The 14,933-nt window shown below is 64.0% G+C and carries 12 protein-coding genes; 6 read left to right on the top strand and 6 right to left on the bottom strand.

What is annotated here, in order from left to right; all coding sequences use genetic code 11:
- Nucleotides 1-12: 12 nt before the first annotated feature.
- Nucleotides 13-645, top strand: a complete 633-nt coding sequence (locus tag AC1D1B_RS07190; protein WP_477330683.1) for a Vgb family protein — start codon at nt 13-15, stop codon at nt 643-645.
- A 47-nt stretch (nt 646-692) separates the two neighbouring features.
- Here AC1D1B_RS07190 and AC1D1B_RS07185 read toward each other — a convergent pair whose 3' ends face one another.
- Nucleotides 693-998: a hypothetical protein gene (locus tag AC1D1B_RS07185; RefSeq protein WP_454577323.1), complete on the bottom strand. Its 306-nt coding sequence runs from the start codon at nt 996-998 to the stop codon at nt 693-695.
- 247 nt (nt 999-1,245) lie between these two features.
- Here AC1D1B_RS07185 and AC1D1B_RS07180 point away from each other — a divergent pair, with 247 nt between their 5' ends.
- The 4 genes from AC1D1B_RS07180 to AC1D1B_RS07165 all read left to right on the top strand — a co-directional run bounded on the left by AC1D1B_RS07180 (nt 1,246) and on the right by AC1D1B_RS07165 (nt 10,659).
- On the top strand, nt 1,246-1,953 hold the full coding sequence (locus AC1D1B_RS07180; RefSeq protein ID WP_477330681.1) for a 4'-phosphopantetheinyl transferase family protein: 708 nt from the start codon (nt 1,246-1,248) through the stop codon (nt 1,951-1,953).
- A gap of 100 nt (nt 1,954-2,053) precedes the next feature.
- Complete coding sequence (locus AC1D1B_RS07175) at nt 2,054-8,302, top strand: amino acid adenylation domain-containing protein (RefSeq protein ID WP_477330679.1); 6,249 nt, start codon at nt 2,054-2,056, stop codon at nt 8,300-8,302.
- Between the two features lie 7 nt (nt 8,303-8,309).
- Nucleotides 8,310-9,941 carry an AMP-binding protein gene (locus AC1D1B_RS07170; RefSeq protein ID WP_477330677.1) on the top strand — a complete coding sequence of 544 codons (1,632 nt, stop codon included), beginning with the start codon at nt 8,310-8,312 and terminating at the stop codon, nt 9,939-9,941.
- A 106-nt stretch (nt 9,942-10,047) separates the two neighbouring features.
- Nucleotides 10,048-10,659 carry a sulfotransferase family protein gene (locus AC1D1B_RS07165; protein ID WP_477330675.1) on the top strand — a complete coding sequence of 204 codons (612 nt, stop codon included), beginning with the start codon at nt 10,048-10,050 and terminating at the stop codon, nt 10,657-10,659.
- A gap of 16 nt (nt 10,660-10,675) precedes the next feature.
- Here AC1D1B_RS07165 and AC1D1B_RS07160 read toward each other — a convergent pair whose 3' ends face one another.
- The 5 genes from AC1D1B_RS07160 to AC1D1B_RS07140 form a co-directional block, all read right to left on the bottom strand.
- A complete protein-coding gene (locus AC1D1B_RS07160) occupies nt 10,676-11,416 on the bottom strand; it encodes an SDR family oxidoreductase (RefSeq protein WP_477330673.1) in 741 nt (246 codons plus the stop codon).
- Between the two features lie 61 nt (nt 11,417-11,477).
- Complete coding sequence (locus tag AC1D1B_RS07155; protein WP_477330671.1) at nt 11,478-12,080, bottom strand: flavodoxin; 603 nt, start codon at nt 12,078-12,080, stop codon at nt 11,478-11,480.
- Between the two features lie 14 nt (nt 12,081-12,094).
- Nucleotides 12,095-13,078, bottom strand: coding sequence for an aldo/keto reductase (locus tag AC1D1B_RS07150; RefSeq protein WP_477330669.1), 984 nt, complete (start codon nt 13,076-13,078; stop codon nt 12,095-12,097).
- 2 nt (nt 13,079-13,080) lie between these two features.
- Nucleotides 13,081-13,416: a carboxymuconolactone decarboxylase family protein gene (locus tag AC1D1B_RS07145; protein WP_477330667.1), complete on the bottom strand. Its 336-nt coding sequence runs from the start codon at nt 13,414-13,416 to the stop codon at nt 13,081-13,083.
- A complete protein-coding gene (locus AC1D1B_RS07140; protein ID WP_477330665.1) occupies nt 13,413-13,817 on the bottom strand; it encodes a (R)-mandelonitrile lyase in 405 nt (134 codons plus the stop codon). The genes AC1D1B_RS07145 and AC1D1B_RS07140 overlap by 4 nt, the downstream gene beginning before the upstream one ends.
- A 150-nt stretch (nt 13,818-13,967) precedes the next feature.
- Here AC1D1B_RS07140 and AC1D1B_RS07135 point away from each other — a divergent pair, with 150 nt between their 5' ends.
- On the top strand, nt 13,968-14,861 hold the full coding sequence (locus tag AC1D1B_RS07135) for a LysR family transcriptional regulator (RefSeq protein ID WP_477330663.1): 894 nt from the start codon (nt 13,968-13,970) through the stop codon (nt 14,859-14,861).
- Nucleotides 14,862-14,933: the final 72 nt, after the last annotated feature.

Below are 14,933 nucleotides of genomic sequence, written 5' to 3'. Positions count from 1 at the left end.
GAGGACCAGGACATGAAACATTCAGCCGCCGAAATCCTGCGCGAATACGGGCCCTTTCCTGATGTCGATACCGTGCATGGCGTGAGCTTCGACGGACAAAATGTCTGGTTTGCCACGGGTGAGCGGCTGATCGCCTTCGATCCGGCAAGCGGTGAGACGCTGCGCTCGATCGATGTCGCCGCCCATGCCGGCACCGCCTATGACGGCCGGCACCTGTACCAGCTGGCCGGGGATCGCATCCAGAAGATCGACCCGGATACAGGCCAGGTGCTGGCCACCATTCCGGCGCCCGGCGGCGGCCGCGATTCCGGCATGACCTGGGCCGAAGGCACCCTCTGGGTGGGGCAGAACCGGGCGCGCCAGATCCACCAGATCGATCCCGAGACTGGAAAAATCCTGCGCACCATCGAATCCAATCGCTTCGTCACAGGGGTCACCTGGGTGGATGGCGAGCTGTGGCACGGCACCTGGGAAGGCGACCAGAGCGACGTGCGCCGTGTGGACCCGCAAACCGGAAAGGTGCTGGAGCGGCTCGACATGCCGGCGGGGAAGGGCGTGTCTGGGCTCGAATCCGACGGCGGCGACCGCTTCTTTTGCGGCGGTGGCCCCGGCGGCATGGTGCGAACGGTGCGACGGCCGAGATAGGCCGGGCCGGCGGCGTTCACCTTATGGTGCGGAACGTTCCGCCGAGATCATATCCCGGAGCCGTCGAGCTGCTGGGCGTCTTCGCCTGCCCAGGGCGCCGGCATGGAAGCCCGGCTCAGATTGGCCGTCGGCAGCGGCATCCAGCATTTCAGTTCCGGTTCGGGGTATTCGATCACACGCCCGGGAGACGAATCGGAGGAGCGCCAACCTTCGGTACCGAATTGGTCGGCGCGCGACCAATAGGCTAGGTCGACCTCGGCCGGCCCCTGTTCCGACGGCCTCACAGTGACCAGGATGCGGCTGCCGTCCTTCGGCGCACTCGCCATGTGCCGCCAGCGATCGGGTTCGTCCATCTCATGTCCTCCTGCACGTTGCAGGGATAGTCGCCGCGCGCCCCACGGCGGTCAACCCGAACTTTGCGCAAGGGACAGATATCGTTGGCACACGCATGTCGGACAGGCACCCGACGCCGTCACTTTGTACGCCATGCCGCGAGACTGATACCTTGGGAGCGTGACCGTCTTGCGCGGATGATGATGACGTGTTCACGATGGCGCGGCGAGGTGCGCAACAAGCATCGCAGCCGATGAGGGAGTGGCGTTGCCGAGCGAGCCGGAAGTCCGTAGCAACCGGTTGCCGGCCGATGTGGTGGCAGCCATTCGGCGGCTGGTTTCCGATGGCGTCGTTGTCGAAGGCGGCGATCTCGACATCGCCGACAAGGACTTGTCGGTCGCCGAAGAGCAATCCCTGGGCAACATCGTGCCGGCGCGGCGCCGCGAGTTTCGCGCCGGGCGCATCTACGCAAGGCAGGCTTTACAAGCTTTGGGCATTTCCGCCCGCATCATCCCGGTGGGGCCTGATCGGGTCCCGGTCTGGCCGACAGCTATTGTCGGCTCGATCTCCCATACAAATAGCCTGTGCGCTGTCGCCCTCGGGCTTTCCGCCGACTGGACTGGGATCGGCATCGACATCGAGGACGATTCTCCGCTGTCGGACGAGTTGACGACGCTGGTGTCGCAAGCCTCGGAGTTGGAACAGCGGCAAGCAATTGAAAAGCAGCTGGGCTACGACCTGCCAAAGCTTCTGTTCGTGATCAAGGAAGCCTTCTACAAAATGCACTTTCCACTCCATCGGCAATTTTTGACGTTTCAGGACGTTTGTGTCGAACTGGATGTGGACAATCGCACTGCCCAAGCCAGGATCGTTCCCTCAGGCCGCCTTGCGGTGGCCGGCAACATTTGTTTCGAAGGCCGCTTCGACAGTGTTCACGGGACGTTGTTCTCATGTTTCAAGGTCGCCGCGCATTGACAGCCATTCTGTCAGCAAGCACTTAGGGAACCGGCATGGGTCTTTGGGCTGAAGGGGTGGCTCTATTTCTGATCAAAATCGATCCCGGGGCCGGGATCTGATGGACACGATACGTGGCCATGTGAGCCGGCATGCGCGATCGCAGCAGGTGGCGCTGGTGGCCGCGGGCTGTGCGCCTCTCACCTATGAAGGGTTGGGGCGCCAGATCCGCTATGTCGGCGAAAGGCTGGCGCTCGAAGGCGTCGGGCCGTCGGACCGCGTCGCCCTGCTGCTGCCCGAGGGCGCGCAAGCCGCGGTAGCGATCGTGGCGGTCGTCGCCAATGCGGCATGCGTTCCTCTGAACCCCGGATGGCCCGTTTATGAGCTTGAAGCGCAGCTGGCCGCGCTGCGCGCCAAGGTGCTGATCGTGCCGCATGGCTGGCAATCGCCGCTGCTTGACGTCGCGGCGTCGCTGAACATGCGCGTCCTGCACCTGCTTGCCGAGCCCGGCTTGGTGGCCGGGCTTTTCTCGCTGAAGGGCGAGGGTGGGGCGCATGGCGACGATCAGCCCGCAGCGCCGGACGATGCCGCGCTGATGCTATTCACGTCGGGCACGTCGGCGCGCCCCAAGCTGGTGCCGCTGAGCCAGCGAAACCTCTGCGTTTCGGCACGGGACATCGCCGCGGCGCTGGGCCTTGGGCATGCCGACCGCTGCCTGGGCGTGATGCCGCTGTTTCACATTCACGGCATCAGTTGCCTTTTGGCGTCGTTGGTTTCAGGCGGCTGCTACATCAGCATGGCCGGCTTTTCCGTCGACAGCTTCTTCGGTTGTCTCGGCGAGTTCAGGCCAAGCTGGTATTCGGCGTCTCCAACCATTCATCGCGCGGTCCTCGATCAGATCCATCTGTGTCGCACCGACCCGCGCCAAAGCGGCTTGCGCTTCATTCGCTCGGCTTCGGCGCCAATGCCACGGCCGTTGATCGCGGATATCGAAGCCGTGTTCGACGTACCGTTCGTCGAGGCCTATGGGATGACCGAGGCGGCGCCGCAGATTGCGAGCAATCGCCTTCCACCTTTCGAACGCAAGCCTGGCTCCGTCGGCAAGGCCGCGGGTCCCGAAATCGCCATCATGGATGAGGCCGGGCATCTCCTGCTGCCCGGCGTCACCGGCGAGGTGGTCATTCGCGGCGCCAATGTCATGCACGGCTACGATGGCGACCTTGCCGCCAACGAAGCCGCCTTCGTCGATGGCTGGCTGCGGACAGGCGATATGGGCCATATCGATGCCGAAGCCTATCTGTTCGTCACCGGCCGGCTGAAGGACATCATCAATCGCGGCGGCGAAAAGATATCGCCGGCGCTGGTGGAGCAGGTCTTGCTCGACCATCCGGCGATCGAACAGGCGGTTGTTTTCGGCGTCACGCATCCGGTGCTCGGCGAGACCATAGAAGCGGCTATCGTGCTCAAACCCGGGCAGGAGGCGTCTGCTCAGCAGATCCGTGGCTTTGTCGCCAAGCGGCTGGCGGGCTCGAAGGTGCCGCAGCGCATCGTTCTGGTGAGTGAACTGCCTGTCGATGCCAATGGAAAGCTCAATCGCCGGTATCTGGCCCTGGCGCTCGCTCCGCAACACCAGAACGGTCAATCCGATCGGTTGCAAGCCGGCGAGCGAGTTGCTCCCCGCACTGCCACCGAGCGCCGGGTGGCGGCGGTTCTGGCCGAAGTGCTGGGAAGCGAACCGCCTGGCATCCATGCCGACTTCTTCGATCTCGGCGGCCATTCGTTGACCGCGATGCAGGTTCTCGCCCGGCTGCGGTCGATCTTCCAGGTCGAATTGCCGGTCGATTGCATGTTTGACAGCCCGACGGTCGCGCGGCTGTCGCAGCGCATCGGCGAAGAGATGGCCAATCTCGTCGCGGACGGCGCGGCGCGGCTGGAGCAAGGATCGGCGTCTGCATCCGACGCGCGCATTCCCCACCGTCCGGATGGGGCGTCCGCACCGCTCTCGTCCGCACAGCAACGCGTCTATTTTCTCGACCGGATGGGCGCCGGCGGCGCCTACAACATGTCGGTCTCACTGTGGCTGACAGGTGCGCTCGACCAGCGCGCACTGGTGTTGGCGCTCGATGAAGTTCGCCGACGGCACGACATCTTGCGCACCACCTTTCACATGCGCGACGGCGAGCCCGTGCAACTGGTTTCCGAATTTCGGCAAACCAGCATGGCGACGATCGACCTGGCCGGCCTCGGGGTGGATGCAGCCACCGCCGAGGCAACGCGCCTTGCCGGCGAGGATAGCGCCGAACCATTCGATCTGGCGCAAGGTCCATTGTTTCGCGCCAGCCTGATCCGGCTGGCACCTGAAGAACATGCGCTGCTTCTGACGATGCATCACATCATCTTCGACGGCTGGTCGACCGGCGTCTTGCATGCCGAACTGAAGCAGCTCTACGAAGCATTTCGTGACCAGCGGGCATCGCCGCTGGAGGCGCTGCCGCTTCAATACGGCGACTTCGCCTCCTGGCAGCAACGCGGCGTCGAGACAGTCGAGATCGAGCGTCAGACCGGTTACTGGACCCGTCGGCTCGAGGGGCTGCCACCGGCCTGCACGCTGCCAAGCGACCGGTCTCGCCCGGCGACCCAATCCTATCGCGGCGGCACACTGCAAACGAAGATCGACCGCCAAACAACGGATCGATTGAAGGCCCTCGGCCGTAGCCATGATGCGACCCCCTTCATGATTTTTCTGGCGGCGTTCAAGACATTGCTCTTTCGCCACAACGACCAGGACGATTGCATCATCGGCGTGCCGATCGCAAATCGTCCGAGGAGGGAACTGGAACAGCTGATCGGGTTTTTCGCCAACACGCTGGTGTTGCGCACGACGCTTGCCGGCGACCCCTCTTTTGTTGAATTGCTTGGCCGCATCCGATCGACGGCGCTCGACGCCTATGCGCACCAGGACGTCGCGCTCGAACGCATCGTCGAGCAGCTGAAAATCCGGCGCGATCCTAGCCACACGCCGGTGTTCCAGATCATGTTCGCATTTCAGAATGTTCCGGATGCGCCAGGCCCGCCACCTGACTCAGCGGGAAACTTGGCGGGATTTGCCTTCGATCTCGCGCCGGGCCTCGTGGCGCGGCCGCTGCGCATCGATAAGGTGACGGCAAAATTCGACCTCACGCTGTACCTGTCGGAAATCCCGCAGGGGATGGCCGCGACCTGGCAATTCAACGCCGATCTGTACGAGCCGGCCACGATCGAGCGGCTGTCCCGTCAGTTCCAGGCTTTGCTCGAAGGCATAGCAAGCGATCCCGGGCAAAGACTGTCGCAACTGCCGCTGTTGCCCGAGATCGACCGTCGCCAGATCGTGATCGAGTGGAACCGCACCGATGCAGGCGAGCTGCTGGGGCAGGATTATATCAGGCTGTTCGAGGCGCAGGTTGAACTTACACCCGGCTCCGTCGCCGTGCTCGATCAGGACCGGCAGTTTACCTACCGCGAGCTCAACGAGCGGTCCAACCGCTTCGCCCATTATTTTCGCAGCTGTGGTGTAGTCAGCGAAACGTTGACCGCGATCTGCCTGCCGAGGTCTGCCGAGAAGCTGGCCGTGCTGCTGGGTGTATGGAAGGCCGGCGGTGCATTTCTGCCGCTCGACCCCGACCATCCGCCGGAACGCATTGCCTTTATGCTGCGCGATGCAGGGGCGGCGCTGCTCATTACGGAAACTGCGTTTTTGCCGACATTCAGCGCGGCCACGGTGCAGACCATCTGCATCGACGCCTGCCAACCATCTGTCGCCGTGCAGGACCCTGGCAATCCCGGTATCGCCCCGGTGGCGGATGCACTGGCTTACGTGATCTATACGTCGGGCTCTACCGGTAAACCAAAGGGCGTGATGATCACGCAGGCCAATGTCGGTCACTATGCTCAGGCGATGGTTCGCGCTGTCGCCATTCGTCCGGACGACATCTATCTGCACACTGCCTCTTTTTCGTTTTCCTCGTCGATACGGCAGTTTGCCGTCCCGCTGTCATGCGGCGCGGCAGTGTCCATCGCCTCGGCCCAGGACATAGCTGACCCGCATTTGCTGTTCGAGACGGTGCGCCGCCAGCGCGTGACGGTGCTGGATCTTGTCCCATCCTTCTCGGCTGGTTGCCTGCAGGTCTTGATGTCGCTCGACCAATTCGTGCGGGCAAGACTGCTCGACAATCGGCTGCGGCTGATGCTGTCGGCCAGCGAGCCTTTGTCCAGCGCGCTGGTCGAAAAATGGCGGCGCCTCTGCAAGGCGGGGACGGAATTCATCAACATGTTCGGCCAGACCGAAACGACGGGGATCGTGACCGTCCATCCCATTCCGGTCGAAGGCGAGGCGGCGGCGATGGTGGCGATCGGCCGGCCGATCGCCAACACGCAGGCCTATGTGCTGGACGCGTCCCTCAGCCCGGTTCCGGTTGGCATCAGCGGCGAGCTGTATGTCGGCGGCGCCAGCATAGGCCGCGGCTACATCAATCATCTCGAGGCCAGTAATTTTGTGCCGAACCCGTTCAGCGCGGACGACGGCGAGCGGCTGCAGCGAACCGGCGATCTGGCGCGTTATCGGCCGGACGGGACAATCGAAATAGCCGGACGCGCCGACGAACAGGTCAAAATTCGCGGCTTCCGCATCGAACCAGGGGAGATCGAGGCCGCGATCCATGCGCATCCGGAGGTGCGCGAGTGTCTCGTCGGTGTTGTCGAGGAAGACGATGATCTGGGCGATGGCAAACGCCTGGTCGCTTTCGTTGCGGCCAACGAGCCTGATGATGCGCAAACGCCCGCTTTGTCCCGGCGGCTGCGCGAATTTCTGCGCCAGCAGCTGCCGCACTACATGCTGCCTCAACGCATTGTCGTTGTGGACCGCTTGCCACGCCTGCCGAACGGCAAGATCGACCGGCGGGTGGCGATCGCCAGGCAAATGGAGGCGCTGGCCCGGTCGAGTGCAGGCATGCTCCCCACGAGCCAGACCGAACCACGCGGGGTGGGGCAGGCCGGTGCCGAGACAATACTGGCGCAGGTCTGGAAAAAAGTCCTGCGGCTGGACGAGGTTGGGCTGCACGACAACTTCTTCGACCTCGGCGGCAATTCCATCCTCAGTATCAACATTGTTGTCGAAGCGGGCAAAGCCGGACTGGGCGTCGAGTTGCGTCAGCTCTACCAGCACCAGACGATCGCCGATCTGGCGCGCGCCATTGCTCGGGCGAGCCTGGGAAAGACAGCCGCGACGGTCCCGGCAACAGCCACAAATCCAGCGAAAATCCTGGTGACGATCGAAAGCCTTCGCGCCTACGGCCGCGAAGCGCTGACACGGGCCGGATTGACCCCTAGGGGTGCGGAGATCGTCACCGAAGTGCAGCTCGAGGCAAGCCTGCGCGGACAGCCGACGCACGACATGGTCAGCATCCCGCGCTATGCCTCGCGGATTGCTGCGGGCAAGATCAACCCGCGGCCGCAAATCCGCATGGAGCATGAGAGCGCCACCATCGCGCGCCTCGATGGCGACAACGGTCCGGGCCAGTGGGTCAGCACGGTGGCAATGGACCTCGCCATCGAAAAGGCAAGCAGGGACGGCGTCGGCATCGTCAGTGTGCGCCGCTCCAACCATTTCGGCGCCGCCGGCCACTATGTCTGGCAAGCGGCCAGGAAAGGCCTGATCGGTCTGTGCACAACCAATGGACCGCTGATCCTGGCGCCGACGGGCGGCGTCACGCCGACATTCGGCAACAATCCGCTCGGCGTCGGCATTCCGGCAGGGCGGCATTTCCCGATCCTTCTCGATGTCGCCATGAGCGTTGCGCCGCGCGGCAAGATCGGCCTGTCGGTTGCCGAAGGCAGTCCGTTGCCCGCCGGCTGGATTCTCGACCGTTTCGGGCGTCCTTCGACGGACCTCGGCGATCTCGCCGCCGGGCTCGGCGTGCCGATCGGCGGCCACAAGGGGTATGGCCTGGCCTTGGTCATGGAGGTGCTTGCCGGCGTGCTCAGCGGTGCCGGTTTTGGCGCCGACCACCATCAGGACAGGTTGCGTGAGGGCGGTCCCGACTACGGCCATTTCTTCATGGCGCTCGATCCGGAGCGGTTCATGCCGGCATCGGATTTCACCCGGCGTGTCGATCGGCTGATCGAGCAGACCAGGAACGGCGAACGCGCCGAAGACGCCAGCGAAATCCTTGTTCCCGGCGAGACGGAATTGCGCACCCGCCAGCAGAGCCTGAGCGAAGGTGTGCGATTGCGCCCATCGACCTACAGGGCGCTCGTCGCCTACGCCCGCAGGGCCGGGCTCGACGCCGAACTGGACGTCGTCAGCGAAAACCAGCTCGCCGAGAGTCATGGCTGAGCCGGCGATGGCGTTCGACAGGGCCGAGCTGGATCAGAGCATCCCGGCACGCTTCGACAAAGTGGTGCGCGAACATGCCACGCACGTGGCGATCGGCGGCGTCCGGCCGTGGACATATGGCGATGTTGAACAGCGCGCCAATCAGTTGGCCCGGGCGATCCTCGACCGCACGCAGCCCGGGCGCGGATGTGTCGCCTATCTCGTCGACCATTCGCCTGAGATGGTGATCTGCGCGCTGGCGGCGCTGAAGGCGGCAAAGGCGTTCCTTTGCATCCACCCCGCGATGCCGCCAAACGCCCAGCGTGACATCGTCAGCGACGCAGCGCCGGATCTGCTGCTTGCCGATGCGGCGCACGCAACCGCTGCGCGCGAGCTGGTCGATGACGACAGCCGGCTTCTCCTGCTCGATGACATCGACGCGCGTTATTCCGCGGATGCACCGCATGTTGCGGTCGCCCCTGGCGACCCCGCCGGGATCTTTTACACCTCGGGAAGCACCGGGCGGCCAAAGGGTGTCGTGAAGAGCCATCGCGCGGTGCTGCATCGGGCCTGGCTTTGTGCCCGATATGACGGGGTGAATGCGACGGACCGGCAGTCGCTTCTGACCTATTGCAGTTTCGCCTCATCGGAGGCCGACGTCTTCGGAGCACTGCTCAACGGCGCCACGCTGGAACTCTACGATGCCGCATCGCGTGGCCTCGGCGACCTCGGAGCGTGGATCGACGCACGTGGCATCACGCTGCTTCATCCGCCCGTCATGCTGTTTCGCAAATATCTTGAGATGATCGAGGGCAGCGGCCTGCACCCCTCGGTCCGGCTGGTGGCGCTGGCCGGTCAAACCGTCATTGCCTCCGACATCGAACAATGGCGCCTTCGCTTCGCCAGGTCCTGCGCCTTGCGCCATCGCTTCTCCTCCACCGAAGCCGGCCATATCGCCGTGGCGTCGGTGGCGCCGGGCGAGACACTTGCGCCGGGCACCGTACCGCCGCCGCGCGCGGTCGCCGACAAGTCTCTCCTGATCGTCGATGAACAAGGCCGGCCGGTCGAACAGGGAAGCGTTGGCGAACTCGTCGTTCGCAGCGCGTTTCTGGCCGACGGCTATTGGCGGCAAGCGTCCGAAACCGCGAGATATTTCCGCAACGATCCCGGCTTTCCCGACCACCATCTGTTCCACACCGGTGACATCGGGCGTTTGTCGGGCGATGGCAGTTTCGAATTCATCGGGCGCCGAGACGACCAGGTGAAGGTGCGCGGCTACCGCGTCGAAACGCGGGAAGTCGAGCAGGCCTTCATGCTGCTTCCAACTGTCAGGGAAGCCGCTGTCGTCACCGAGCTTCGCCAGGATGCACACCAGCTTGCTGCTTTCGTGGTCATGAAGCAGGGCGCATTGTTTCAAGCCGAAGTCCTCAGGGCCGGGTTGCGGCCGATCCTGCCGCAATGGAAGATTCCAGGTCGTATCCACGCTATCGAAACATTGCCGTTGACGCCGACCGGCAAGATAGACCGGCCGCTGCTCCAGCAGTATTTGCAAGCGCGCAGACCTGCCGAAACCAGCGAGGAGGCGACTGGTGCGGACAGGTTGACTGCAAGACTGATCAGGATATGGCAAGGGCTTTTCGGTCGCCCCGGTAACTGGTGACATCGGGGCTCCCGGCAGGCCCGCCGATCTCGAGGGAAAACTGCATACGGGTCGTGGCCGTGGACAACTGACCGACCTCAGCCGTTTCGAACCAGGGAGGACAAAAATGTCGATCAAGGTGATCGGAGCGGGCTTTGGCCGCACCGGAACGGAATCGATGCGCGAAGCGCTGACCATCCTCGGTTTTGGCCCCTGTCATCACATGTCCGAAGTCATCGCCAACGAGGAGCAGAAGCGGGTCTGGCGCGCGCTGGTGAAGGGGGCTGCGCCTGATTGGGGCGAGCTGTTTGCCGGCTATGCCTCCTGCATGGACTGGCCGTCGGCGCATTACTGGCGCGAGCTGATCGAGGTCTATCCCGACGCCCCGGTCATCCTCACCTGGCGCTCGGCTGAAAGCTGGTGGCAGAGTTTCGAGAAGACCATCCTGGCCGGCATCAGCCAGCTCCAGGATCAGGAGGCGCTCGGCATTTCCTTGATCGCCAAGCAGGTCTTCGGCGGCAAGGCGCAGGATCGCGCGACCGCGATTGCCATCTACGAAGCCAACATCGCCGCGGTCATGGTGACGGTGCCGCCGCAGCGGCTGCTGGTCCACAAACTGGGCGACGGCTGGGACACGCTGTGCGCGCATCTGCGCGTTCCAGTGCCGGACCAGCCTTATCCCAACCGCAACGACGCCAGGGCATTTCAGGCGCAATTTGGGCTGAACCAGCAGCGCTGAGGACAGGTCGGCGGCTCTAATACTCCTGCGCCGTCGGCCGGAACAGGATCTCGTTGATGTCGACGTCGTCGGGCTGACTCATGGCGAACACCACCGTTCGGGCGAAAGAATCCGCCGGGATCGCCACCCGATCGTAGAGCGCGCGCACGCCTTGGGCGACATCGGCTTCGGTGACGCTGTCCGGCAATTCCGTCGCCACCGCACCTGGCGAAATGATGGTGGTGCGGATGTTGTAGGGCTTGACCTCCTGGCGCAGCCCCTCCGAGATGACGCGCACCGCATGCTTGGTGGCGGCATAGACCGCGCCGCCCGGTCCGACCTTATGGCCGGCGACCGATGAGACGTTGATGATGTGGCCGCTCTTCTGCGTCTTCATCTGTGGTAGGGCGGCGGCGATGCCATAGAGCACGCCCTTGATGTTGACGTCGATCATCCGGTCCCAGTCCTCGACCTTGCCGCGCTCCAGCGGCGAGTGCGGCATCAGGCCGGCATTGTTGATGATGGCGTCGATGCGGCCGTGCGTCTTGATCGCGTGGTCGACCAGACGACGGACCTGAGCCACGTCGGTGACATCGGTCTGCAGGATGGCGTCCTTGCCGAGCGAAAGCTCACTCGCCAGCGCCTGCAAGCGGTCGAGGCGTCGCGCGCCCAGCACCAGCTTCGCGCCCTCTTTGGCCAGCAACCGCGCGGCGGCTTCGCCAAGCCCGCTGCTGGCGCCAGTGATGACGACGACCTTGCCCTTGATGTTCTCAGTCATGATGATTTCCTTCTTATTCTTGGCTTCACTGCCCACGGCAGCTCGACCTGTTCGCGTTGGCTCAACTGGGCACCTCGACCGTGCCGAGCCAGCGCGTGACTTGCTCGAGCGTCTCTCGCTCCTGGTCGCACTGCTTGGAAAAACCGTCGATGAGCCGCGCCCGTGGTGCGTGATCGGCGAGGACTTTCAGGCTCTCCCCGATGCCATAGCCGCCATGGGTGATGAACGGCACCAAGGTCTTGCCGGACAGATCGTGTTGCGACAGGAAGGAGCGGATCACCGAAGGGGCGGTCATTCCCCAGATCGGAAATCCGAGAAAGACCGTTTCATAGGGTTTGACGTCCGCAACCGTGGCGGCGAGCGGCGGTTTGAAACCGGAGTCCCGCTGCTGTTGCGCCACCGCGACCTGCTGCTCATAGTCCTGCGGGTAGGGATCGGCAGTCTGGATCTCGAAAGTATCAGCACCGAGGGCCTGGCCGATCTGGTGCGCTATGACGCGCGTGTTGCCGGTGCGTGTGTAGTAGGCCACCAGGACCTTGGCGCTGCCCGGCAGCCGGGCGTTCGATGCGCCGGCCGGCAGGACAAGTCCAGCACTCAATCCCGCCCCAAGGGGCAATGCCAGTGCCGTCATGAGTGCACCCCGTCTTGAGAGCGGCAGGCTCATCTCGCTCTCCTTCGTTACCGTCCGACCCGCGCCTGCAGATGCGCCGGGTAGCGATCGCCCTGCACAGTGATGGCGGAGAGAGCAGACTCGATGTCGTCAAGATCTTCCGTGGTCAGCACCACGCCGGCTGCGCCGATATTCTCCTTCAGCCGGCTGAGCTTGGTGGTGCCTGGGATCGGCACGATCCAAGGCTTCTGCGCCAGCAGCCAGGCCAGCGCGATCTGCGCCGATGTCGCCTGCTTGGCCATTGCAATGGTGCCGAGCACATCGACCAGCGCCTGGTTGGCCCTGCGCGCCTCGGCCGAGAAACGCGGCACGATGTTGCGGAAATCATCGCTGGCAAAGGTGGTGGTCTCGCTTATCGCGCCGGTCAGAAAACCCTTGCCCAGCGGGCTGAACGGGACGAAACCGATGCCGAGTTCTTCAAGCGTCGGAATGATCTCTTTCTCGGGCTCGCGCCACCACAGCGAATACTCGCTCTGCAGTGCGGCGACCGGCTGTACGGCATGCGCCCGGCGGATGGTGTGGCTGCCTGCCTCCGACAGGCCGAAATGGCCGACCTTGCCCTCGGCGATCAGCTCTTTCACCGCGCCGGCAACATCCTCGATCGGCACATTCGGATCGACACGGTGCTGATAGAGGAGATCGATATGGTCGGTCCGGAGCCGCTTGAGTGCGGCCTCGGCAACCGCGCGGATATTTTCGGGGCGGCTGTCCATGCCACGCGACACCTCGCCGCCGGCAAAGCCGAACTTTGTCGCGATGACGACTTTGTTGCGAACGGGCGCCAGCGCCTCGCCCAGCAGTTCTTCATTGACGAAGGGACCATAAGCCTCCGCCGTATCGAAGAAGGTGACGCCGCTCTCCACAGCCGAGCGGATGAGCTCTAATGCCTGGCTTTTGTCCGTTGCCGGACCGTAGCCATAGCTCAGCCCCATGCAGCCCAGCCCGATGGCAGAGACTTCGAGACCGCTTGTTCCAAGTGTGCGCTTTTGCATTGTCATTGTCCTTGTTTCTCGGTGTCGGCCTGCTCGAAAACCTTCCGGGCGATTCCAATCGCCGTGGCTGCCGTTGGCCATCCGGCGTAGAAGGCGAGATGGGTGATGGCTTCGATCAACTCGTCGCGGCTGACGCCGTTGTCGAGCGCCCGCTTCATGTGCCCCGGCATTTCATTGATCCGGTAACCTGAGATCAGGCTGGCGACGGTGATGAGGCTGCGGTCGCGCGCCGGCAGGCCGGGGCGCTTCCAGACGTCACCGAACAGTACCTCGTCGGTGTATCTGCCGAGCGCGGGCGCGATGTCGGAGAACGGATTCTTGGGAGATGCGCCGGTCATGATGGCATGACCTCGTATTGCTCGTCGCTGACCTTCTCCAGCCAGTCGACGACCTTGCCGTCCAGCGCTTCGGCAATGGCGATGTGGCTCATCGCCGTGCCTGGCGCCGCTCCATGCCAGTGCTTCTCGCCGGGCGCGAACCAGACGATGTCGCCGGGGCGGATCGGCTCGACCGGTCCGCCCTCGCGCTGCACCAGTCCGGCGCCCGACAGCACGATCAATGTCTGGCCGAGTGGATGCGTATGCCAGGAGGTGCGCGCACCGGGCTCGAAGGTGACCGTGGCACCGCCGACCCGGGCCGGCTCGTTGCCCTTGAACGGTGCGTCGATGCGCACCGATCCGGTGAAATAATCGGCCGGGCCTTTCGCCGAGGGCTGCGAGCCGCTTCGCTTGATGTCCATGGATTTGCTCCTTCTCGATGCGTGCCGGAGATGGCCGCCGTCTTTGCCACCGCCTGAGACTGCCCGAATTGTGCTGGAGCCTATTTAGGGCCTACGATTATCCACGATTAGGTGCTATATCTGGCATGTACCTATGAGGAGAGCTCATCAATGCCGCGCGATAATCTGAATGAGCTCACCGCCTTCCTTGCCGTCGCGCGCGAGAGGAGTTTCACCAAGGCTGCGGCCAAGCTTGGCGTCTCGCAATCGGCGCTCAGCCACACATTGCGCGCGCTGGAGGAGCGGCTCGGTGTGCGGCTTCTGACCCGAACCACGCGCAGTGTGTCGCCGACCGAGGCCGGTGAGCGCCTGGCGCGCACGATAGGTCCGAGGCTGGACGAAATCGAAACCGAACTCGCGGCGCTCAGCGAACTGCGTGAAAAACCCGCCGGCACCATCCGCATCACCGCCGGCGAGCATTCGGCCGATGCGATCCTGTGGCCGGTCCTGGAAAAATTCCTGCCCGACTATCCCGACATCAGGGTCGAGATCATCGTCGACTACGGCCTGACCGACATCGTTGCCGAGCGCTATGATGCTGGCGTGCGGCTTGGCGAACAGGTGGCGCGCGACATGATCGCCGTGCGCATCGGCCCCGACATGCGCATGGCTGTGGTCGGTTCGCCAGCCTACTTCGCCACGCGGCCAAAGCCGCGCATGCCGCAGGACCTGACGACCCACAATTGCATCAATCTGCGCCTGCCGACCTATGGCGGACTCTATGCCTGGGAATTCGAAAAGGCCGGACGCGAGCTGAAGGTGCGCGTCGAGGGCCAGTTGGTCTTCAACACGGCGGCACTGCGCCTGAATGCCGTGCTGGCGGGGCTCGGCCTTGCCTATTTGCCTGAGGATCAGGTGACGGCTCAACTGGCCGACGGTCGGCTGATGCGGGTATTGGCCGACTGGTGCCCGCCTTTTCCCGGCTACCATCTCTATTATCCCAGCCGCCGCCAGGCGACGCCTGCCTTCTCGCTGCTGGTCGATGCGCTGCGCCATCGCGGCTGAGCCCAACTTTTGTCCGCATGCCTTCGGCGAAATAATCGCACCTGCAGCGGATGCAGCAGCCGGGCCAGGGCG

The organism is Mesorhizobium sp. P2_C5_2, from assembly GCF_056404535.1.
Note: the sequence above shows the minus strand (reverse complement) of the source record. Positions and strands in the feature narration are given on the sequence as shown.